The following is a 22,148-nucleotide window of genomic DNA, read 5'->3' as shown; positions in this document are numbered from 1 at the left end:
TCCAACGACAATTTTTTCATTTTTACTTAGAAAATAATGACTTAAAACGTCTAAAAGTTATGCTTAAAAGGATTTATTCTGCAATGAAAATACTGATTGTTGATGATAATGAAATTGATATCGCACTTGCAAAAAGAGCGCTAGGAACATCATTAGAAAATAATTATGAAATCAAAGGAGCTGATTGTGTAGCAAAAGCGCTTGAATTAATCGATGAAGAAGTATTCGATATTATATTACTTGACTATCATATGCCTGAAATTAATGGTATTGAAATGATTATTGAGATGCGTTCACGTCCCAATTTAGGTAATACAGCAATTATTGTTATTAGTGCCGCAGAAGATATATCAATCGCCCTCAATTGTATTGAAGCTGGTGCACAAGACTTTATTCCTAAAAGCGACATTTCACATATTAAGCTATCTCAAGCTATTATTCACTCTAAAAAGCGCTTTGAAATGGAACAAAGAATGCAGGAAAGTTATTTGGCCTTAAAGAATATGGCTGAAACTGATCAATTAACTGGCTTACATAATCGTCATTATTTCGATGAAACGTTAAACATTATGATTGCTAATAGTGATCGTTTAAAGCTTTCTGTTGCCATGCTCATTTTAGATCTAGATGATTTTAAGCATATTAATGATTCATTAGGTCATCACGCTGGAGACATACTTCTAGTTGAGTTAGTTGCTAGAGTCAAAAATTGCCTAAGAATCAACGATGGCTTTGCCCGACTAGGCGGTGACGAATTTGCAATAACCTTAGCGAATATAAACTCTGCAGAAGAAGTTAATATGATTGCTAGTCGTATTTTACAATCATTCCAACAGCCTTTCTTAATCGATGGTCAGAGAATGGACTGTACAGTGAGCATTGGTGCGGCGTTATACCCAGATGATGCAAATAGCCATGATCAACTAATGAAATATGCTGACGTCGCCATGTATAGAGCAAAAAAGAATGGTAAAAACACACTATGCTTTTATGAATTACATTATCAAAATGAATTTAACCGTCGTTTCTTTATCAGAAATGAAATGAATGAAATAATTAAGAACTCATCCTTTCGCTTATTCTATCAACCTATTTTTTGTGCCAACAGTGAAAACATTAAAGGCGTTGAAGCTCTTATTAGGTGGCCTGACACCCCAAACTCATATACTCCAGATGAGTTTATCCCTATTGCAGAAGAAACACGTTTAATTCATGACTTAGGCCAATGGGTCATCGACACAGCCTTAGCTAATTTAGCATCATGGCAGACTAAGTATGATGACAATTTTACCTTAGCAATTAACATTTCAGCAATCCAATTACAAAATGCTCAACTGACTCAAAAAATTAAATATGCAGCACAAAAATATGGAGTTAAACCTGACACTATCATATTAGAAATCACTGAAACCGCTTTACTAGACAACGATAATATTACTCGACAAACACTCAATTCCCTTTCATCTGCAGGCTTTAAAATTGCCTTGGATGATTTTGGTATGGGATTTTCCTCAATATCACATTTAAACAATTATCCCATTGATATCGTTAAATTAGATAAAACATTGCAAGAAGATGAATTAAATACTGATAAAAAGAATAGCTTATTAGAAGCCGTAACTCTTATGTTAAAGTTACTAAACTTTACCGTAGTTGCCGAAGGCATTGAAACTAAAAACCAGCTAAAAGTTTGCCGTAAACTTAAAATTGATAAATTTCAAGGATACCTCCTTGGCATGCCCATGCCTGCCGATTTATTAGAAGTAAAATTACAGGAACAAAGATAAATAGAAAAGTATTCTTTGTTATCAGATTTATAACAATCTATATAATTGATAAGGGAGCGTTTAGCAATGAAATCTGCACCAATTCTTGACAACGAATCCTCTCGACTGGCGGCTTTAAATGAATATCAGATATTAGATACGCTACCTGAACAAAACTATGACCAACTTACTGAGTTAGCATCAAGTGTTTGTAATATGCCTATTGCCCTTATCTCGTTAATTGATGAGAAACGGCAATGGTTCAAATCTCACCTCAGTGTTACAGTACAAGAAACCCCTCGAGATATTGCGTTTTGTGCGCACGCTATTCACCATGAACAAGTATTCGAAGTAAAAAATGCCGACAAAGATGAGAGATTTCACGATAACCCTTTAGTAACGGGGCCAACTAATATCAAGTTCTATGCTGGAGCACCACTAATAACACCTAACGGTCTTCGGTTAGGTACACTCTGTGTGCTCAACAATAAGCCATCAATATTAACTGATATTCAAAAAAAACAGCTGACAATAATCGCCCAGCAAGTTGTTTTGCAATTAGAGTTGAGAAAAGCTGTGCAAGTTCAAGATAACCTTTTATCTAAATCCAAGGCATTAGCAAAAACACTAAAATCAAAAAATAAAGAGCTAGAACAATTTGTATACGCTGTATCCCATGATTTAAAGTCGCCTTTAGTGACTATTAACGGTTTTACTTCAACATTAGCTAACGAGTTATCAACCTATACATCAGAAAAGCAAAAACATCGCTTCAAAAGAATTATTGAAAATGTAACACATATGGGGACATTACTGATCAACTTGTTACAACTTTCAAAGATTATGAATACAGAAATAACGAAAACCTCACTTAATGTAACAAAACTCATTGAAAAAAATTGGCAAAGAGTACTGCCTGAATATAAAAAAACGGAATTTACATTAATTATATCCGAGCCTTTACACCTCTTATGGGCAAATAAAACCCTCCTGTCTCAATGTATTGATAATATCTTTAAAAATTCAATTAGATATCAAAGCCATAAACGAGATCTACAAGTAAAAGTATATACTAAAGAATGTAATACTTCTGTTTCACTATTTATCTGTGATAATGGTATTGGTATAGATAAATCAAACCATGAACGAGTGTTTCATATCTTTGAACAAATTAATAAAGATGCGAATACAGGTACAGGGGTTGGCTTGAATATCGTTAAAGCCGCAATGGAAAAGCAAAACGGTACGATAACACTAATATCTGAATTGCATAAAGGAACGTGTATAGAGCTATGTTTTCCAAAAGCAGAATAACGAACAATTACAATAAGAAAAAATAGGAATATAAATACATGAATTCAATAAAATATACACCTATAAAATTTAATAATCTTTCAACAGTTATATTGTTGGTTAGAGAGTTACGTTGTGATCACCCATGAAATCCAACAATATTATACTCGCGACACTACTACTTTTTTTTATTTCACTTGAAATATTTATAGCGTTAAATTTCGTTGCTAAACAAAAAGACATCAGACAGAGCAGAACTGAAATATATGCTTCTCTCATTGAACTTCAAAATCAAATTGGTTATGTCGGCCTAATACATAATTTTAAAAATGCTATTTTACGACCGAATGAGCCTAGCTATCGAGAAAATGCTTTTGAGAATTATCGTATTGCAAAACTTCTATTAAGTAAATTTGAGCGACAAGGCGCTTTAATACTTGGAGAGCTCAACATGCAAGATACAAGAAATATGTTATCTGCTTATAATGAGCATCTTTTATCACTTCCAGAACTCCTTGATAAAGAAATGACCACACATGAGTTAGACAAATTTCTTCGTTATAATGACGAGCCTTCTCACATTGAAATCACCTTGGCATACAATAAGATTACACTCACACTTGAAGCACTAATGACTGATTTAGTAGAGCGTAGTCTTAAATTAAGTCTTATTGTTTTGATTGCACTTCTCATAACATTAGTCGCTATTGTCAGATTCTTTTTTAAAGAACAACAACATAAGCTTAATAAAAGTAATGCATTAAATATTAAAATGGAAGCTCAAAAAACAGAGATGACACGCTCACAAGCAACTTTAGTGAGCATCATGAAAGATCTTAAAAAAGAAAAACAACAAGCCAATACGTTAAATAAAAAGTTAATAAATAAAAATAAAGAAATGGAGCAATTTATTTATACTGTATCTCATGATCTTAAATCACCATTGGTTACTATTTCAGCATTCACTCAACAACTGAAATCAGAATTGTTATCAACATTAACCGAAAAGCAAGTGCATCGACTGACTCGCATCATTGAAAATGTTAAAAATATGGAAAGCCTTTTAACTGATTTACTCGATTTATCTCGTATTGTTCAACAAACTATTGCTATTTCTCAAGTTAATGTACAAACAATAATTGAAGAACAATGTCGAGTTCTTGAAGAAGCTATAAATGAGAGCAACGCTACAATAAACATTACCGATAATTTAAATACGGTAGATGCAAACCCACGATTATTCGGTGAAGCATTACTTAACTTATTAAGTAATGCTATCCGCTACCGTAACCCATCGGTCCCTTTAGTAATAGATATATACACACAACAGACCTTATCTTCCACTACCATTTGTGTAAAAGATAATGGTATTGGGATAGACCCTAAATATCACGAATTAGTATTCGCTATATTTGAGAGACTATCAACAACAGATGGAAGTGGTGTCGGCTTAACGATTGTTAAAACAATAATGGATAAGCATAAAGGAAAAGTATTAATTGAATCTACATTAGGCAGTGGCTCTTGTTTCTGTCTTGAGTTCCCCAACATCGACAACAATAAAAATGATGACAAGACAGTAAACAGCTAAAATCGTATATTGCGCTAGTAATATATAAAGCATATAAGCACTTAATAATATAAACAATACCTAATGTTAACCGAGTTTTTATGGGAGAAATAACGTAAAATAAAAAGTTAATCGCTAGTAAAATAAACAAAGACCAAACGCACAATGGAATATAACCAAAATATTTTTTCACTCTTACCTATAGCCCTCCAAATCACCGCGCCAATATTTATCTTAATAACGTTAGGTACATGGTTATTTCATATAAAATTCATTAATAAAGAGTTTATTCGTATCTCGTCTAAATTCATTTTCAATATTGGTTTACCCATTATCTTATTTACCAGTACTGCATCTCATGATTTTAAACAACTTATTAATGTTTCCCATATTGCATTAATATTATTAACTACCGTTATTGTATTCATTATAAGCCATTATACGGCATTCAAGTTTGTTGGTGCTGAGCGGGATAAAGGTGTTTTTGTTCAAGGAGCTTTTAGAGGTAATTTAATTATTGTAGGTTTAGCTTTATGTGCGAATGCTTATCCGGATAAAGGCATTGCTATCGCGACAATACCAACAGCAGCAACGATTATTGTATATAATTTACTGTCTATTTTTACCCTTAATAATAGCTTAAATCAGCAAAGTGGCTCTATTAAAAAAAATATTCAAGATATTATTAAAAACCCATTAATTATTGGAATAACCGCGGGTTTAGTTGCAAACTTAATAGGCTTCAAAACCCCTGCTCTAATTTTACAAAGTAACCAGTATATTTCACAAATGACTCTACCTTTAGCGTTAATCGCCATTGGTGGGTCATTAAATTTTCAACAATTAAAGCAAAACTTGAAGCCTGCCTTGATGGCAAGTTTTGGTAAGATTATTTTAAGCCCACTAATTTTGGTAATATTGCTATTTATTTTACCAATCGATCCTAAAGCAGCTGGTGTGTTATTTTTGTTAACAGCGTCACCCACAGCAACAGCTAGTTTAATTATGGTAGAAGCGATGGGCGGCAACGCTGATTTAGCTGCGAAAATAATCATACTATCAACATTAATCTCTCTTCTCACTGTAACTATTGGTTTTGCTCTATTGGTATCTACAGGTTTAATCGCTATTAGTTGATCTAAAATCATTTAATTTTAAAGTTAGTTAGTAGCGAACTATTAACTAACTTTAAAAGTTTCAACCAGTTGCTGTAATTTCTCAGCCATTATATCTACTTGCTTAGAGCTTTCAGTAAGCTCTTGAAGAAATTCAGCCATATGCTCAGTCATTGTGTTACTTGACTTGCTGTTTCACCATTACGAGCACCTATCCTTTCAATAACACGAATAACCTCACACATTTATCAAAAAAATAAGCAATCTGCTATTACTGCAAAGTATCTCTGAGCTTAAACTTTTAAGGGATGCAGCTAAAAGTAACTACAAGAGTAAATTATGTTGTCAGTAATACCTGTTTCATTAATTAAGTGAACAATTTTATACGTAGAAAAATTGCCAAATACAAAGCATTTATTTCAATAACTAGTTGTTCTAATTATTAAATAAGGATGTAGTTGGTGATTTTAGCAAGTAGAAATAATCACATAGTTAGTGAGATTGGTATAAAGCAGTATGATGGGAGTATTAAATAAAATTATGTTAATAGAAAAATAAAGCTTATAGGTAACAATCGATAAAACTAGGTAAAGTTTGAAAATAAACGATGAATCGTTAAATAATCGAAAGTATTTAAATATAATATATGGGAAATCGGACCAAAAAAAAGAGCTTATATAAGCTCTTGATTTTAAATATAATCTAGTGGTGCGGATGGGGGGACTTGAACCCCCACGACCTAAGTCACCAGCCCCTCAAGCTGGCGCGTCTACCAATTCCGCCACATCCGCGCAAAACTAGGTTTATATTATAACTTGAAAAAGTTAACTCTGATGCTAGTTAGGTATATCGCCATCTTCTACTTTAGTAGCAACATCATCAGCAGTTGGAACGTCTGAGTTTTCACTCATCATAGCTTCCGCACTTTCGATATCGCTTGGAATAGCATCGGTAGGTATAGTTTGTTCGCTAACAGGAACACTTAAGTCATTCCATTCATCAACAGACTTAGTACGATTAGCCGTTAGGTTACCTAAAACTAAACTAATAACAAAAAAGCCAATAGCTAACCAGGTTGTTGTTTTAGTTAAAAAGTTACCTGAACCACCTGAGCCAAAAACTGTTGCTGATGAACCAGCACCAAAAGAGGCACCCATATCAGCACCTTTACCTTGTTGAATTAGCACTAAACCAATTAAGGCTAAGGCGATAAGTACGTAGGCTATAATTAAAACTTGATACAACATTTTTACTTTCCTTTAGCGGCTGAACAAATTATTTTAAATTGTTCAACTTGTAAACTAGCACCACCAATAAGACCACCGTCTATATCAGGTTGTGCGAATAATTCTTCACAGTTTGACGAGTTAACGCTTCCACCGTATAACAAAGGCACTTTATCCGCGACATCTTTATTAGCTTTAGCTAAAAATTGACGAATAAATTTATGTGTTTCTTGTGCCATCTCGTTTGATGCTGTTTTTCCTGTACCTATAGCCCAAACGGGTTCATAGGCAATAACAACATCAATAAATTTTTCTATACCTATTTCATCAATAACAGGCTGTAATTGTGAAGCAAGTACGGTTTCTGTTTGTTCAGTTGCTCGTTCAGCTTCGCTTTCACCAATGCATATAATAGGTGTTAAACCTGCATTGAGTACGGCATTTACTTTATGTGCAACTTGAGTAGAGGTTTCTTGATAATAACGTCTACGTTCAGAATGACCTATAATAACAAATTCTACTGATAATTCCTGCAACATTTTTGTAGAAATTTGACCAGTGTAAGCTCCACTTTGGTGTTCACTAACATTTTGAGCACCAACATGTATAACAGCACTTAAATTATTTGAATTTCTTTTAGCAACAAACTCAGATAAATAAGGGGAACTAGGACAAATAACCACACTAACATTATCTTGTAATTTCACGTTAGTTAAACCAGAAATCATAGTGTCAACTAATGCTAAATCACCATTCATCTTCCAGTTAGCAGCAACGATTGCACGTCTAGCCATATATTATCTCCTATCCACTTTCTAGTGCTTTGTAAATGAAGCCGCGAGATATTAACTAACCTGAGATTAACTTACAAGTACTAAGTTAAAATCAATGAATGATCAATTAAATTTATTGGACAATCGCTGCTTTTATCAGCAAATTTGCTAGCTTGCCAGTTTAACTGACTCTGCAATTTCATTTGCTAAGGCAGTAACTTCTTCAAGTTCGGGGCCTTCTACCATCACTCTAATTAAAGGCTCTGTTCCTGATTTACGTAATAATACTCGTCCACGGCCTGATAATCGAGCATTAACTTTATCAACAGCTGCTTGTACACTTGGTGAATTAATAGGATCACTATCACCGGTAAAGCGTACATTAACCAAAATTTGCGGTAACATAGTCATACCTTGACGCAATTCAAATAATGATTTTTCTTGCTGTTTAAGTGCTGTTAAAACATTTAAAGCCGCAATAATACCATCTCCAGTTGATGTATGACTTAAATTAATAATGTGTCCTGAGTTTTCAGCACCTAACTGCCAGCCTTTCTCTCTTAGTAATTCCATTACATATCGGTCACCTACGTTACTGCGGGCAAAAGGAATGCCTAATTCTTCTAAAGCAAGTTCAAGACCCATATTACTCATTAACGTACCAACAACACCGCCTTGTAAACTACCAGACTGCAAATCGTTACAAGCAATAATATAAACGACTTCATCACCATCAATAACATAACCTGTATGGTCAACCATCATTAAACGATCGCCATCACCATCAAGTGCAATACCAAGATCGGCTTTGTGTTCAACAACCGCCTCACTAACCATCTTCATTGATGTAGCACCACAACCATCATTAATATTAGTGCCATTAGGTGATGTGCCTACTTCAATAACAGTTGCACCTAATTCACGAAAAACATTAGGAGCAATGTGATAAGTAGCACCATGCGCACAATCGACAACAATTGTTAAATTTTCCAGCGAGAGTTGACTTGGAAAGTTACTCTTACAAAACTCAATATAGCGTCCTGCTGCATCTTCAATGCGGCTTGCTTTTCCTAAGTAAGCAGAATCAACACACCCCATAGGTTTATCAAGCTCGGCTTCGATTGCTAACTCAACCTCATCAGGGAGTTTTTCGCCATCTTGTGAGAAAAATTTAATGCCGTTATCATAATAAGGATTATGAGATGCACTAATAACAATCCCTGCCTCAGCACGAAAAGTTTTAGTCAAATAAGCAATACCGGGTGTCGGCATTGGGCCTAATAGGCCTATATCGATGCCTGCTGCTGAAAATCCGGCTTCTAAAGCTGATTCAAGCATATAACCTGAAATACGTGTATCTTTTCCAATAAGTACCTTCTTAGTACCTTGTGCAGCTAATACTTTACCTGCAGCATAGCCTAGTTTCATCACAAACTCAGGTGAAATTGGATACTGACCAACTAAACCACGTATTCCGTCAGTACCAAAATATTTACGACTAGCCATTATTTTTCCTTCTTATTAAATTCTCAATGTATTAGCTTATAACCAGCTAAGTTTTCAATTCATTGCATCCTACTAATGATGTTTTGCAACAGCATTTAAAATTTTGATTGCATCGACAGTTTCTGCTACATCATGTACACGTACTATATTAGCTCCTTGTTGAACGGCAAGAATCGCAGTAGCTAAGCTCCCAGCTAATCGCTGATCAACGTCACGATTAAGTAAGTTGCCTAGCATTGACTTACGCGAAGTTCCGGCAAGCAAGGGCAAGTTAAATTTTTTAAATAAAGAAAACTGAGCTAACATTTGATAATTATGTTCAAGTGTTTTACCAAAGCCAAAACCAGGATCTAAAATTAAACGTTCAGAGTTAATTCCTTTTTCTTTGCAACTTCTAATACGTTCTTCAAAGAAAGTAACAATATCATCAATGATATTCGTATATTGAGGGCTTTGTTGCATTGTTTTTGGCAAGCCTTTCATATGCATTAAACATACTGAAACATCACTTTGTGCAATAACATCAAGACAGCCTTCATTTTGCAACGCTCTAACATCATTAATCATATCTGCACCATAAGTTATGGCTTCATTCATGACGACAGCTTTACTCGTATCGATAGAGACGCAGATATTAAAACGGGATTTAATCGCTTTAAGCAAAGGGATAACCCGTGTTACTTCATCTGTTTCACTTACCTCAATTGCCCCAGGACGAGTTGATTCACCACCAATATCAATGATATCGACTCCGTTTTCGATCATCAATTCGACTTGTTTTAATGCTTGATCAAATTGAGCAAACTTTCCGCCATCAGAGAAGGAATCAGGAGTAACATTTACAATTCCCATCACTTGTACATTACTTAAGTCGGCTAATGCGGCTTGGTTTGATTGTTTATTTCTAGAATTTTCGGACATAATTTTAGGGTTAGCTTTAAAAAACAAAGCCTCGATAAATACTTTAATTAAGTAAATATCAAGGCTTATTAATTGGACCCACGATACTAATTATTTAGCAGGTGTATCACTACTTGGCTCTGATAGATCAGGCGTTACACTTTTTTCTGACTCTTCTGATTTTTTAGCTGAGCCACCTTCACTAGAATTTGAGCTAGAACTTGGAGAATCAGTATCATCCCAATCAGATGGTTTTCTAACATCAACTCGTGCCATTAAATCATCAATTTGCAACGCATCAATTGTTTCATATTTCATTAATGCATCTTTCATTGCATGTAAAATATCTAAATTGTTTTTAATTAAATTTTCTGCACGCTCATAGTTGCGAGAAATTAGTAACTTAATTTCTTCATCAATCAACTTCGCTGTTTCATCAGACATATGTAATGACTTCGACGATGTACGTCCTAAGAACACTTCGCCTTCTTCTTCAGCAAAAAGCATAGGGCCTAATTTTTCTGAAAGTCCCCATTGAGTAACCATTTTACGAGCAATACTTGTTGCGCGCTCAATATCGTTCGAAGCACCAGTAGACACTTTATCACTACCATAAATAACTTCTTCAGCAATACGTCCACCATACAAAGAAGAAATGTTACTTTCTAAATGTTGTTTAGAATGACTAAATCTGTCTTGCTCTGGCAAGTACATAGTTACCCCTAACGCTCGGCCACGAGGAATAATACTTACTTTATAAACAGGATCATGATCAGGGACTAAGCGACCAATAAGTGCATGACCAGCTTCATGATAAGCAGTCATTTCTTTTTCGGACTCACTCATTACCATGGACTTACGTTCCGAGCCCATCATAATTTTATCTTTAGCTTTATCGAACTCATGCATACTTACTGTGCGTCGTGAAGTACGAGCAGCCCATAATGCAGCTTCATTTACTAAGTTTGCTAAATCTGCACCAGAGAAACCTGGCGTACCACGTGCAATAACAGCAGCTTTAACATCGTCTCCTAAAGGAACTTTACGCATGTGTACTTTTAAGATTTGTTCACGGCCACGAATATCAGGTAAACCAACAGTTACTTGGCGATCAAATCGGCCAGGACGTAATAAAGCCGGATCTAATACATCTGGACGGTTAGTTGCAGCAATAACAATAACGCCTTCATTACCTTCAAAACCATCCATTTCAACGAGCATTTGGTTTAGTGTTTGTTCACGTTCATCATGACCACCACCCATACCTGCGCCACGTTGGCGACCTACAGCATCAATTTCATCAATGAAAATTATACAAGGTGCTGCTTTTTTAGCTTGTTCAAACATATCACGAACACGTGATGCACCAACACCCACAAACATTTCAACAAAATCAGAACCTGAAATAGTAAAAAAAGGTACTTTCGCTTCACCGGCAATCGCTTTCGCTAATAATGTTTTACCTGTACCTGGTTGACCGACAAGTAAAATACCTGAAGGAATACGACCACCTAACTTTTGAAATTTTGTTGGTTCTCTTAAGTAATCAACTAATTCTGCAACATCTTCTTTAGCTTCATCACAACCAGCAACATCAGCAAATGTTGTTTTAATTTGTTCTTCACTTAGTTGACGTGCTTTTGATTTTCCAAAAGACATAGCGCCTTTACCGCCCCCACCTTGCATTTGGCGCATAAAGAAAATCCAAACACCAATTAATAAGATCATTGGAAACCATGAGACAAAAATGGTGGTTAAAAAGCTTGTTTCTTCTGGTAATTTACCTTGAGCACGAACCCCCTGCTTTACTAGGTCGTTGATTAAATCACGATCATATCCACCAGGAATAGTAGTAGTGTAGCTTTCACCGGTACGTTTTTCGCCAGTAATTACTCCGTTTCTGTCTACGCTAGCATCACGGATTTGTCCTTGACGAACATCAGTGATAAAACGCGTGTAGTCCATTTGTGCTTCATTTGCTGTATTAGGAGAAAAACTCTGAAAAACAGACATTAAAACAACGGCTATTACTAACCATAAAATAAGATTTTTTGCCATATCGCTCAACTTAATGACCTCATTGGGGGTGAAAATTTAATATAAATTGGTCAGAGTTAGTTCTAACCTAAATTATTATGTTGTGCCTAATTTACTACAATTCAAGCTTTGTCGCTAATTTACTTTAGTCGGTATTTACAACTAGTAACATATTAACGCACTTAGCTTGAATAAAGTAGAAACAAAATTAATTTTTACATCTAGCCAGTAAAACCCGTAGCGACAAGGTAAACTTCACGTGAACGCGCGCGTGAAGATTCTGGTTTACGTGTTTTAACTGTTTTAAATACCGCGCGAGCAGCTTTCATAAAGTCTTCAAAACCAGCCCCTTGGAACACTTTAACAACAAACGCACCGTTAGGCTTTAATACTTGATGACACATATCTAACGCGAGCTCGACTAAGTACATACTACGTGCTGAATCAGCACTTTCGTTACCAGTCATATTAGCGGCCATATCTGACATAACTACATCAATTGTCTTACCATTAATTCTTGTTAACAAAGCGTCAAGTACCGCTTCTTCTCGAAAATCACCTTGTAGAAAATCGACTCCGGCAATCGCGTCCATAGATAAAATATCACAAGCAATAACTTGTCCACTATCACCTACCGCTTTAACTGCATATTCAGACCAACCACCTGGCGCAGCGCCCAGGTCAACCACCTTCATGCCTTGCTTTATCAATTTATCTTTATTATTTATTTCTTCAATTTTGAAAACTGCACGAGAACGTAAACCCAATTTTTTCGCTTTTTTTACATATTCATCTTCAAAGTGTTCATCAAGCCAACGTTGCGAACTGTTAGTATGTTTTTTCTTTACTGGGGGTTTTGCCATATTTTTTTGCCATATTAAAAGTTTTTTCGACTATTAATAAAGATTATATCAAGTCTCATCAGTTATTTCCCCACCCAACGAAAATTAAAAAATTAGATTTGAACATAAATTGCAGGTAACTAATATTTCTATACTAGCTTAATGATAGTTAACCATAAGGTATTGAAATTGATTTCTAGTTATCAATTATCTGACTGTAAGAGAGGTACTTCATTAACAACTGAATTTTTTTATTCAATTAATTAATCATTCTCGCGCTAAATACAAGTAGCACATAGAATAATGATCGTTAACTAAACTTTTATTTGTTATAAGCTTACTAATGTTCTTTATCACTAGGAATAAATTGAATAGAATTGGTATTAAGTGTTAGATAAGGGTAAAATAGCGTTAATTCAAGTTAACGACTATCGAAATTTTTTAATGACTATAAATAAGAAACAAATACAATATTTAAGAGGTGTTGCACACCCACTAAAACCTGTTGTTTTACTTGGTAATAATGGCTTAACAGAAGCTGTTGTTGCTGAAATTGATTATGCGCTTAATCATCATGAATTAATTAAAGTGAAAATACCAACTGACGACAGAGATACAAAGGGCTTAATAGTTGACGCTATTTGTCGTGAAACTCAAGCGATAAAAGTACAAGTAATTGGTAAAACACTAATTATTTACCGTCAAAGTGACGAGAAAAAAATTCGCATACCTAAGCTTTAACTGCATATAAAATCAATAAACAAGTAAGTTTTTATTTGTTTATATAAAAAGACCGTAGGTTACAGGTAATTAACTTGTAACCTACGGTCTTTTTTTGTGTTCATTAAAACTTTATAACAATAACTTCAATAACTTACTGAGCTATCTTAGCCCATGTATCACGTAAGCCTACAGTACGGTTAAAAATAAGTTCATCTGTATTTTCAATCTTATTATCTAAACAAAAGTAACCTTGGCGCTCAAATTGAAAAGCTTGTTCAGGCTTCGCTAACTTTAATGAAGGCTCTACTTTAGCTTTTTCAACTTTAATCAATGATTCAGGGTTCATCACTTTATAAAAATCATCTTCAGCTGCAGGATTTGGAACAGTAAATAAACGGTCATATAAACGTACTGTCGCATCAAGTGATTTATCAGCGTCAACCCAATGAATAACACCTTTGGGCTTAGTACCATCAGTCGGATTTTTACCTAAAGTATCGTCAAGGTAATTACAGTAAACCGTCGTAACATTACCTGCTTCATCTTTATCACAACGTGTTGCCGTAACAACATAAGCACCACGTAAACGCACAGCTTTATCGAGTACTAAACGTTTATATTTTTTATTGGCCTCTTCTCTAAAGTCTTCTGCTTCAATATAGAGTTCACCACTAAATGGCACAATGCGTGTACCTTGGCTATCGTCACTTGGATGATTCTTTACGACAAGCTCTTCAGTTTTACCTTCAGGGTAGTTTTCTATCACTAATTTTATAGGATCAAGCACTGCCATAGCACGAGGAGCATTATCATTTAAATCTTCACGAATACATGCTTCTAAAACACTCATTTCAACTGTGTTTTCCATTTTAGTAACGCCAATTCGCTTAGCAAACTCTCTAAGTGAAGCAGGTGTATAACCTCGACGCCTAAAAGCAGCAATCGTTGGCATACGAGGATCATCCCAGCCATCAACAAGCTTTTCTTCCACTAAAGTATTTAACTTACGTTTACTCATTAATGTATATTCAAGGTTTAAGCGTGAAAATTCATATTGTTGAGGCTTTACTGGTACAGAAACATTATCAATAACCCAGTCATATAAACGTCGGTTATCTTGAAACTCTAACGTACATAAAGAGTGAGTCACACCTTCAATAGCATCGGATAAACAGTGTGTAAAATCATACATTGGATAAATACACCATTTATCACCAGTTTGATGATGATGAGCAAATCGTACACGATAAATAATAGGATCACGCATACACATAAAGCTTGATGTCATATCTATTTTAGCACGTAAAGAACACTCACCTTCTTTGAATTCACCGTTACGCATCTTGGCAAATAACGCTAAGTTTTCTTCAATAGACGTATCACGATACGGACTATTTTTACCTGGCTTGTTTAACGTACCACGATACTCACGCATTTCATCGCCATTTAAAAAACAAACAAACGCTAAGCCTTTGCTAATCAATTCAACCGCAAAATCATGTAATTGCTCAAAATAGTCTGATGAATAATGAACATCACCTGCCCATTCAAAACCTAACCATTGCACATCTTTTTGAATAGCGTGCACATAATCAATATCTTCTTTTTCCGGATTGGTGTCGTCGAAACGTAAGTTACACGCACCATTATAATCTTGAGCAATCCCAAAGCTTAAACAAATAGCTTTTGCATGACCAATATGCAAGAAACCATTTGGTTCTGGCGGAAAACGTGTTTGTATTGAACTATGTTTGCCACTAGCAAGATCAGCATCGATAATTTGACGAATAAAATTTGTTGGGCGGTTTTCAACTTCCGACATCCACAGAGCCTCTAAAGAAAATTAACGTAATTGATATTATTATATCAAGAGTTCTAATCAGCGAATAGCAAAAAGGCTCAACAGAGCCTTTAATTTATTTCACTGAAGTTATATATACTGATATTTATTTTTTCAAAATATCATCAACAGTACCTTGAGCTAAACCATGATAACCAGGGCGTGCTTTTTGATAAACCTTAAGCGCCCATGCTTTACCCTGTTCTGTTTGAGCTAATTCTTTATATAGTGGCACTATTAGCTTACGACGCCCGATAGCCACTAAATACTCAGACATTTCTGGATAAACAACATCGTAACCTGCTCTGATTGATAATAAAAACCAAGCATGTGCTATTTCAGCATTTTTACTCTGTGTTAAGTTAAAAGCTTTATCAATTGCAACCATACGTTCGATGTTAATATCTGTAGGCAAATTATTGATAAAGTGTAACCATTCATGCAATGTCCAATTTGTTGTAGGTAATTGGGTTAATGTTATACCTTCTGCTAGCCATTGTGATATTTGCTGATCAATCGTACTAAAAGCTGTTGAGGTAGGCTTAGGTACAAACGTAGGTAAACCTTGTCCATAAATCCATTCATTAACATCTTCATCGCTAACAATGTTTGGATATTTATGCGTTAAATTAGCTTTAAGATATTTAACAAAGTTATTCGTACCTAAGCTTTGAAATGCATGACTGTCAAAATATTCGAGTACGAAAGCATCAAAACGCTCACGACCAAACTTCTTCTCAAGATAAATTAAAAATAATTGTCCTTTAGTGTAAGGAACACCTGAAAAAGCATCATCAGGATCACGTCCCTTTAGATCGATATATAACTGAGTGTCACCAGCAGATAATTCAGCTATTTCATTATTCAAATTTTGAGCATCTAGCGATTGCTCCATAATAGCTCTGTTTTTACCAAACACAGCTTCCATAATGCGATTTTCAACATAACTGGTAAAACCTTCGTTTAACCATAAATCACGCCAGCTTTCATTGGTGACTAAATTACCAGACCATGAATGCGCTAGCTCATGTGCAATTAAGTTTACTAAACTTTTATCCCCTGCGATAACAGTTGGTGTGATAAAAGATAAACGTGGATTTTCCATACCACCAAAAGGAAAGCTTGGTGGTAATATTAATAAATCATAACGACCCCAACGATATTTTCCATACATTTTTTCAGCTTTATCAATCATCGCCTGAGTATCATCAAACTCAGCTACTGCCGCATCTAAAATATTAGATTCAGCATAAATACCAGTTTGATGGCTCATTGATTTAAAATGTAAATCACCGACACCAATGGCAATTAAATAAGCAGGAATTGCTTGTGGCATAGAAAAGAAGTAATCGCCATCTCGCTCAGTATCTGGTTCATTATTAGCACTCATTACTGCTAATAAATCTTTATCTGTTGTAATTCTAGCGGTGTAAGTAACACGAACACTTGGTGTATCTTGAATAGGAATCCAAGAGCGAGCATGAATTGCTTGATTCTGGCTAAATAAGAATGGTTGTTTCTTACCTGCAGTTTGCTCAGCAGATAACCATTGTAAACCAGACGCTTTTTCGGTTGAATTATAATAAACACGTAATTTTTTAGCTTTGAATTTTGTATCGATCGTCAGTTTTGAACCTAAAACAGAATCTCGTTCAGCAAGTGTATAATTTACCTTTTGCCATTCATCTTGAACATTTTGGGCAAGAACGTTATGAATAACCAGATCACGTGTATCTAAAATGATACTTTGTGGTGTATCACTAAGCCATTTTAATGATAGCTCAGCAAAGCCTGTTAATGCTTTTTCTTCGAAATTGACCGCTAGGTCTAAATAAAGGTGGGTTGTGATAACTTGATCATAATTTGAATAGGTATAAGCATCGTTTAATACTGGCTTATTATCCGCTGTTGCTAATTGCGATATAAATAATGTTGCTAACAACATAAACCGCTTAAAAATTTTCATTAAAATAATCCTAAAAAACTCACAAAAAAAATAGACTTGTAGATTACTTTGAATCAACAAGTCTATTCAACTATTTTGTATTATTAATATATTCAGCAAATTGAAAGAGTATAAAGAAATATTTACAATCGGCTTTTGTATAAATAGGTCGACTTTAAAGTTTTTGCATTTGAATGACTACACGACGGTTTTTACCACGTCCGAGTGTTGAGGCATTAGAAGATATATGACGTTTTTCACCATAACCTTTGGCCTCAATACGGCTTGCATCTATTCCATTTTTGACAAAATAATCACGTATTTTAAGCGCTCTACGTTCAGATAGTTTAAGGTTAGGCCAACGGGCACCATAACTATCTGAATACGCATCTACCAATACTAGTTCTAGTTTAGGATCTAAACTTAAATACTCTCTGATCATATCAACACGTCGTTGCGATGCTTTCGTAAATTGCTCACTATTTGATTGATAATTTAATACGGTAAAAGCGATGTCTTCAAAACTGTAATTTAATAAATTTCCGACACAAGCAACAAAATTTTTATATGCACCTTTAAAACGAGCGGTTGATAAGCCAACAGATATTTCATCGTCTTCACTATACCAATCATTATAATAAAAAGTTGGACTCATTCCTTGCTCTAACTCACTTAACATAGTCCAAGCAACCTTCTTAGGTAAACTAGGGTTGAATTGTTTCTGAAGCTTCATGTTCGCTAAAACTTTTCCGCCATAGCCAGGACGCCAGCTAGGTGACTCACTTCGTACTTGCGCAAGCGAATAGCTATCAGGTAGAAGCATCATATCAAGCTCAAATTCCATATTCAGTTTACGACTTGCTTTTGCTGAAAAACGTGCTTGTCCATAATTAGGAATTTGATGTGATAACGTACATTGTAAGCGAGAGTCATCAGCAAGTTGCCATTTTGAACTATTAAGATCAGCGCTGTATTGTCGAATATTAGCTTGCGCCTGTGTTACGAAAAACATGAAATACAAGGCGATAGAAGCTGTCATAAAAAATGATGAAGAGAAGAACAATTTATATGTATTTGGAGAGTATATTTTCATAATATTGATTACATAATTAATTAATGACATTAGTTATATCGTCTCAAACTAGAATTACTTTAACACTTTATCTCTATTTTTTCGTTATTTTAGTGTTTTATCACTAATTTATTATTTTTATACCTAATTAAATATTACTAAAAAACCAAACTAAATTCACATTTATATTATAAGCGACTCATAAATGTAATCAGGTAAGTATTACTATCGTGTTTACAATAATTTTCTGAGATAATTACTCATCCAAGTTTTCTCTTAAGCCAAATTTATAATATGTCAGATACTGTAGAAGTAAAAGAAGATAAAGAAATAAGTAAACCATTATTAGCACAACGATTTCGTGGTTATTTCCCTGTAGTTATTGATGTCGAAACAGGTGGCTTTAATGCCCAAACTGATGCCTTACTTGAAATTGCAGCCTCTGTATTATCATTAGATGAAGTTTCAGGTAAGTTATCAATTGATGAAACCATACAATTTAATGTTCATCCTTTTGAAGGGGCAAACCTAGAGCCTAAAGCACTTGAATTTACAGGGATTGATCCTACACACCCATTACGTGGTGCTGTTGACGAAGATGTGGCCTTAAAAACATTGTTTAAATTAGTCAGAAAAAAAATGAAGCTTGCAGGGTGCCAGCGCGCAATTATTGTGGCTCATAATGCAGCTTTTGATTTAGGGTTTTTAAATGCCGCAACAGCACGTTGTAACATTAAACGTAGTCCTTTCCATAGCTTTGTGAGTTTTGATACGACCACATTAGCCGGTCTAGCATTAGGTCAAACTGTACTAGCAAAAGCTTGTGAAGCTGCTGAAATTGATTTTAGCAATAGTGAGGCACATACCGCAATTTATGATACTGAGAAAACTGCCGAGCTATTTTGTCATATTGTTAATAAATGGCATGAATTAGGTGGCTGGCCTTTAGCTATACCAGCAGAGTAAATAGCAAATCATAAAAAAAGCTAGTGTCATAAACACTAGCTTTTTTATATGATTTTTAGTGACAATAATTAAAAAAAGTTGAAATAATTGTCAATTTAGTCGCTTAAAAACGATTAAAGTTTATCAGCGTTATCGGTAAGGTAAGCTGCAACACCATCTGGAGAAGCTGTCATACCTTTATCACCTTTATTCCAACCTGCAGGACATACTTCACCGTGCTCTTGGTGGAATTGTAATGCATCAACCATACGTAGCATTTCATCTACATCACGGCCAAGTGGCAAATCGTTGATTACTTGATGACGTACATTACCTTCTTCATCAATTAAGAATGAACCACGGAAAGCAACACCTGCTTCAGGATGTTCAACGTCATATGCTTTACAAATTTCATGTTTAGTATCTGCAACTAAAGTATATTGTACTGGACCAATACCACCTTCATTTACAGGTGTATTACGCCATGCATTATGAGAAAATTGTGAATCAATTGAAACACCAATAACTTCAACACCACGACTTTTGAATTCTTCCATACGGTGATCAAAAGCTAAAAGCTCTGACGGACATACAAAAGTAAAATCTAACGGGTAGAAAAACACAACAGCTTTTTTACCTTTAATTGCTTCACTTAACGTAAAAGTATCAACAATTTCACCACTACCTAACACTGCCGCTGCAGTAAAATCTGGTGCTGGACGACCAACTAATACACTCATTTTGTGCTCCTTTCTATTATTAATAATTAAGAATTTATATTGAAAATAATGAATAACAGCTCATTATCTTATCAATTTACTTCTTGATAAATTTATTCTGCGCTTGTTTCTTCAGAAGCATTTTTAGCTGATGCTTCCTTAATCAAAGTTTGCAACTCACCTTGTTGAAACATTTCCATAATAATATCACAACCGCCAACTAATTCACCTTCAACCCAAAGTTGTGGAAATGTAGGCCAGTCTGCATATTTTGGTAATTCAGCTCTGATATCAGGGTTTTGTAAAATATCAACATAGGCAAATTGTTCACCACATGAGATCAAGGCTTGAGATGCTTGTGAAGAAAAACCACAACTTGGAAGTTTTGGTGAGCCTTTCATATACAATAACACTGTATTCTCACTAATTTGTTCTTTAATACGTTCGATAGTTTCCATGATAACCCCTAAAATAATAACCTCTAAAAATAATACTCATTATACTGAGCTGAATTCTTAGTAAAACTGACACTAGAAATATAATGGAGACGAAGTTTCACTTTTCAATTCAATATAATAAATACTTGAAAATAAATTTATATACTTGAAAAATAGATAAAGAAACCTTATACACTCTATACACTAGTTATTCAAAATAGTATAAACTTAATACCTGAGTATTTTACTCAAGTTTTATTGGAAAATACACCCTTTATTCACGAATACACTGTAACTTTAAAACAAAGAACTTGGAGAGCACAATGGCTATTGAATTACCTGCATTACCTTACGAACAAGATGCCCTAGAACCACATATTTCTGCAGAAACTTTATCGTTTCATTATGGAAAACATCACAATACTTACGTAGTGAAATTAAATGGTTTAATTGAAGGCACTGAGTTTGCTAACAAATCATTAGAAGAAATAGTGAAAACTTCTTCAGCAGGCATTTTTAATAATGCAGCACAAATATGGAACCATACTTTTTACTGGAATAGTTTAAGCCCTAATGGCGGTGGTGAACCTACCGGTGCTTTAGCAGATGCTATTGTTGCTAGCTTTGGATCTTTTGCTGAATTTCAAGCAAAATTTACTGACAGTGCAATTAATAACTTCGGCTCAAGCTGGACATGGTTAGTTAAAAATGCAGATGGTAGCTTAGCGATTGTTAACACTTCTAATGCTGCAACACCATTAACAGACGAAGGTGTTACCCCATTACTTACTGTTGATTTATGGGAACATGCATACTATATCGATTACCGTAATCTTCGTCCTAAGTACATGGAAGGTTTTTACGCACTAGCTAATTGGGATTTTGCTAGCAAAAATTTCTCAGCGTAATAGCTATTAGCTGGAATTTTTAATAAAAAAACGAGCTAACTAAGCTCGTTTTTTTTAAACAACAGTACATTTAGACTATTAGGTTACAAGTAATTAAAAGGTTTTTAATACTTTCACTGATGCATCAACGCTCGCAGCATCAACATAACCAATAGCGCCGGCATTAGCAGCGATATGTTTTAATACCTCAGCATCTGACCCTAATTCTGTTGGTGGCTTACCTCGACCTGAGAAGATCAATTTAGACCAATAAGCCTTCATCTGACTTGAACTTTTATTTAATACTTTTTCTTCGAATTCACTGCGTACTGCACTACCTGAAACTGAATTAATCGGTTCAATGGATCCACCACTTGGAAATGCTTTCATTTTGCCCATAAAAATTCGCGCTATATCACTATCATCAATAATATCAGCGTTAGTTGAGTTAACAACAACCGCAACATCAGCTATAGAAGAGAAACTAAGAAAAAAAACAGATGTACATAATAAAAGTTTACTTTGAGTACTTTTTAAAAATTTCATTTTTCA

Annotated in this window: 19 protein-coding genes and 1 tRNA gene; 7 read left to right on the top strand and 13 right to left on the bottom strand. The window is 34.7% G+C overall.

Going from position 1 to position 22,148, the window contains the following annotated elements; all coding sequences use genetic code 11:
* The first annotated feature begins 83 nt into the window (after positions 1–83).
* From Q4496_RS12610 to Q4496_RS12595, 4 genes are all read left to right on the top strand, one after another.
* On the top strand, positions 84–1,787 hold the full coding sequence (locus Q4496_RS12610; RefSeq protein ID WP_303610550.1) for an EAL domain-containing protein: 1,704 nt from the start codon (positions 84–86) through the stop codon (positions 1,785–1,787).
* Positions 1,788–1,853: 66 nt separating this feature from the next.
* Positions 1,854–3,080 (top strand): GAF domain-containing sensor histidine kinase, encoded by a 1,227-nt coding sequence (locus Q4496_RS12605; protein ID WP_303610549.1) that lies wholly within the window; start codon positions 1,854–1,856, stop codon positions 3,078–3,080.
* Positions 3,081–3,204: 124 nt separating this feature from the next.
* The gene (locus tag Q4496_RS12600) at positions 3,205–4,650 is read left to right on the top strand and encodes an ATP-binding protein (RefSeq protein WP_303602563.1); all 1,446 of its coding nucleotides are present in this window, start codon (positions 3,205–3,207) and stop codon (positions 4,648–4,650) included.
* 144 nt (positions 4,651–4,794) lie between these two features.
* Positions 4,795–5,766, top strand: coding sequence for an AEC family transporter (locus tag Q4496_RS12595; RefSeq protein ID WP_303610548.1), 972 nt, complete (start codon positions 4,795–4,797; stop codon positions 5,764–5,766).
* A gap of 684 nt (positions 5,767–6,450) precedes the next feature.
* Here Q4496_RS12595 and Q4496_RS12590 read toward each other — a convergent pair.
* From Q4496_RS12590 to rlmE, 7 genes are all read right to left on the bottom strand, one after another.
* A tRNA-Leu gene (locus Q4496_RS12590) sits at positions 6,451–6,535 on the bottom strand.
* A gap of 45 nt (positions 6,536–6,580) precedes the next feature.
* On the bottom strand, positions 6,581–6,991 hold the full coding sequence (secG, locus tag Q4496_RS12585; RefSeq protein WP_303602551.1) for a preprotein translocase subunit SecG: 411 nt from the start codon (positions 6,989–6,991) through the stop codon (positions 6,581–6,583).
* Positions 6,992–6,993: 2 nt separating this feature from the next.
* Complete coding sequence (gene tpiA / locus Q4496_RS12580) at positions 6,994–7,764, bottom strand: triose-phosphate isomerase (protein ID WP_215972729.1); 771 nt, start codon at positions 7,762–7,764, stop codon at positions 6,994–6,996.
* Positions 7,765–7,911: 147 nt separating this feature from the next.
* On the bottom strand, positions 7,912–9,249 hold the full coding sequence (gene glmM / locus Q4496_RS12575; protein ID WP_215972730.1) for a phosphoglucosamine mutase: 1,338 nt from the start codon (positions 9,247–9,249) through the stop codon (positions 7,912–7,914).
* 72 nt (positions 9,250–9,321) lie between these two features.
* On the bottom strand, positions 9,322–10,170 hold the full coding sequence (gene folP, locus Q4496_RS12570) for a dihydropteroate synthase (RefSeq protein WP_303602549.1): 849 nt from the start codon (positions 10,168–10,170) through the stop codon (positions 9,322–9,324).
* Between the two features lie 90 nt (positions 10,171–10,260).
* Entirely contained in the window at positions 10,261–12,216 is a 1,956-nt protein-coding gene (gene ftsH, locus Q4496_RS12565) for an ATP-dependent zinc metalloprotease FtsH (RefSeq protein WP_215972732.1), read from the bottom strand.
* Between the two features lie 191 nt (positions 12,217–12,407).
* Positions 12,408–13,049 carry a 23S rRNA (uridine(2552)-2'-O)-methyltransferase RlmE gene (gene rlmE / locus Q4496_RS12560; protein ID WP_215972733.1) on the bottom strand — a complete coding sequence of 214 codons (642 nt, stop codon included), beginning with the start codon at positions 13,047–13,049 and terminating at the stop codon, positions 12,408–12,410.
* Positions 13,050–13,472: 423 nt separating this feature from the next.
* Between rlmE and yhbY the strand changes: the two genes are divergently transcribed.
* A complete protein-coding gene (gene yhbY / locus Q4496_RS12555; RefSeq protein ID WP_215972764.1) occupies positions 13,473–13,769 on the top strand; it encodes a ribosome assembly RNA-binding protein YhbY in 297 nt (98 codons plus the stop codon).
* A 133-nt stretch (positions 13,770–13,902) separates the two neighbouring features.
* Here the strand turns inward: yhbY and glnS are convergent, their stop codons facing one another.
* The 3 genes from glnS to Q4496_RS12540 form a co-directional block, all read right to left on the bottom strand.
* Entirely contained in the window at positions 13,903–15,573 is a 1,671-nt protein-coding gene (glnS, locus tag Q4496_RS12550; protein ID WP_215972734.1) for a glutamine--tRNA ligase, read from the bottom strand.
* A 124-nt stretch (positions 15,574–15,697) separates the two neighbouring features.
* On the bottom strand, positions 15,698–17,557 hold the full coding sequence (locus Q4496_RS12545) for a M1 family metallopeptidase (protein ID WP_303610547.1): 1,860 nt from the start codon (positions 17,555–17,557) through the stop codon (positions 15,698–15,700).
* A 154-nt stretch (positions 17,558–17,711) separates the two neighbouring features.
* On the bottom strand, positions 17,712–18,575 hold the full coding sequence (locus tag Q4496_RS12540) for an OmpA family protein (protein ID WP_215972765.1): 864 nt from the start codon (positions 18,573–18,575) through the stop codon (positions 17,712–17,714).
* A 327-nt stretch (positions 18,576–18,902) separates the two neighbouring features.
* Between Q4496_RS12540 and rnt the strand changes: the two genes are divergently transcribed.
* Entirely contained in the window at positions 18,903–19,574 is a 672-nt protein-coding gene (rnt, locus tag Q4496_RS12535) for a ribonuclease T (RefSeq protein ID WP_215972736.1), read from the top strand.
* Positions 19,575–19,687: 113 nt separating this feature from the next.
* Here the strand turns inward: rnt and Q4496_RS12530 are convergent, their stop codons facing one another.
* Both Q4496_RS12530 and Q4496_RS12525 read right to left on the bottom strand, forming a co-directional pair.
* Positions 19,688–20,293, bottom strand: coding sequence for a peroxiredoxin (locus tag Q4496_RS12530; RefSeq protein WP_215972737.1), 606 nt, complete (start codon positions 20,291–20,293; stop codon positions 19,688–19,690).
* Positions 20,294–20,385: 92 nt separating this feature from the next.
* Positions 20,386–20,730, bottom strand: a complete 345-nt coding sequence (locus tag Q4496_RS12525; RefSeq protein WP_252727445.1) for a Grx4 family monothiol glutaredoxin — start codon at positions 20,728–20,730, stop codon at positions 20,386–20,388.
* A gap of 302 nt (positions 20,731–21,032) precedes the next feature.
* Between Q4496_RS12525 and sodB the strand changes: the two genes are divergently transcribed.
* Positions 21,033–21,617: a superoxide dismutase [Fe] gene (gene sodB, locus Q4496_RS12520; RefSeq protein WP_303602547.1), complete on the top strand. Its 585-nt coding sequence runs from the start codon at positions 21,033–21,035 to the stop codon at positions 21,615–21,617.
* Between the two features lie 93 nt (positions 21,618–21,710).
* Here the strand turns inward: sodB and Q4496_RS12515 are convergent, their stop codons facing one another.
* Positions 21,711–22,142: a phosphate ABC transporter substrate-binding protein gene (locus Q4496_RS12515; protein ID WP_252727446.1), complete on the bottom strand. Its 432-nt coding sequence runs from the start codon at positions 22,140–22,142 to the stop codon at positions 21,711–21,713.
* Positions 22,143–22,148: the final 6 nt, after the last annotated feature.

Source organism: Colwellia sp. 5_MG-2023 (genome assembly GCF_030547795.1).
In the GTDB taxonomy this organism is placed as follows: Bacteria; Pseudomonadota; Gammaproteobacteria; order Enterobacterales; family Alteromonadaceae; genus Colwellia.
Note: the sequence above shows the minus strand (reverse complement) of the source record. Positions and strands in the feature narration are given on the sequence as shown.

Excerpts from the sequence above, each read along its gene's own strand:
- Q4496_RS12610 (WP_303610550.1), top strand. The coding sequence starts at position 84 with ATGAAAATACTGATTGTTGATGATAATGAAATTGATATCGCACTTGCA.
- Q4496_RS12605 (WP_303610549.1), top strand. The coding sequence starts at position 1,854 with ATGAAATCTGCACCAATTCTTGACAACGAATCCTCTCGACTGGCGGCT.
- Q4496_RS12600 (WP_303602563.1), top strand. The coding sequence starts at position 3,205 with ATGAAATCCAACAATATTATACTCGCGACACTACTACTTTTTTTTATT.
- Q4496_RS12595 (WP_303610548.1), top strand. The coding sequence starts at position 4,795 with ATGGAATATAACCAAAATATTTTTTCACTCTTACCTATAGCCCTCCAA.
- secG (WP_303602551.1), bottom strand. The coding sequence starts at position 6,991 with ATGTTGTATCAAGTTTTAATTATAGCCTACGTACTTATCGCCTTAGCC.
- tpiA (WP_215972729.1), bottom strand. The coding sequence starts at position 7,764 with ATGGCTAGACGTGCAATCGTTGCTGCTAACTGGAAGATGAATGGTGAT.
- glmM (WP_215972730.1), bottom strand. The coding sequence starts at position 9,249 with ATGGCTAGTCGTAAATATTTTGGTACTGACGGAATACGTGGTTTAGTT.
- folP (WP_303602549.1), bottom strand. The coding sequence starts at position 10,170 with ATGTCCGAAAATTCTAGAAATAAACAATCAAACCAAGCCGCATTAGCC.
- rlmE (WP_215972733.1), bottom strand. The coding sequence starts at position 13,049 with ATGGCAAAACCCCCAGTAAAGAAAAAACATACTAACAGTTCGCAACGT.
- yhbY (WP_215972764.1), top strand. The coding sequence starts at position 13,473 with ATGACTATAAATAAGAAACAAATACAATATTTAAGAGGTGTTGCACAC.
- glnS (WP_215972734.1), bottom strand. The coding sequence starts at position 15,573 with ATGTCGGAAGTTGAAAACCGCCCAACAAATTTTATTCGTCAAATTATC.
- Q4496_RS12545 (WP_303610547.1), bottom strand. The coding sequence starts at position 17,557 with ATGAAAATTTTTAAGCGGTTTATGTTGTTAGCAACATTATTTATATCG.
- Q4496_RS12540 (WP_215972765.1), bottom strand. The coding sequence starts at position 18,575 with ATGACAGCTTCTATCGCCTTGTATTTCATGTTTTTCGTAACACAGGCG.
- rnt (WP_215972736.1), top strand. The coding sequence starts at position 18,903 with ATGTCAGATACTGTAGAAGTAAAAGAAGATAAAGAAATAAGTAAACCA.
- Q4496_RS12530 (WP_215972737.1), bottom strand. The coding sequence starts at position 20,293 with ATGAGTGTATTAGTTGGTCGTCCAGCACCAGATTTTACTGCAGCGGCA.
- Q4496_RS12525 (WP_252727445.1), bottom strand. The coding sequence starts at position 20,730 with ATGGAAACTATCGAACGTATTAAAGAACAAATTAGTGAGAATACAGTG.
- sodB (WP_303602547.1), top strand. The coding sequence starts at position 21,033 with ATGGCTATTGAATTACCTGCATTACCTTACGAACAAGATGCCCTAGAA.
- Q4496_RS12515 (WP_252727446.1), bottom strand. The coding sequence starts at position 22,142 with ATGAAATTTTTAAAAAGTACTCAAAGTAAACTTTTATTATGTACATCT.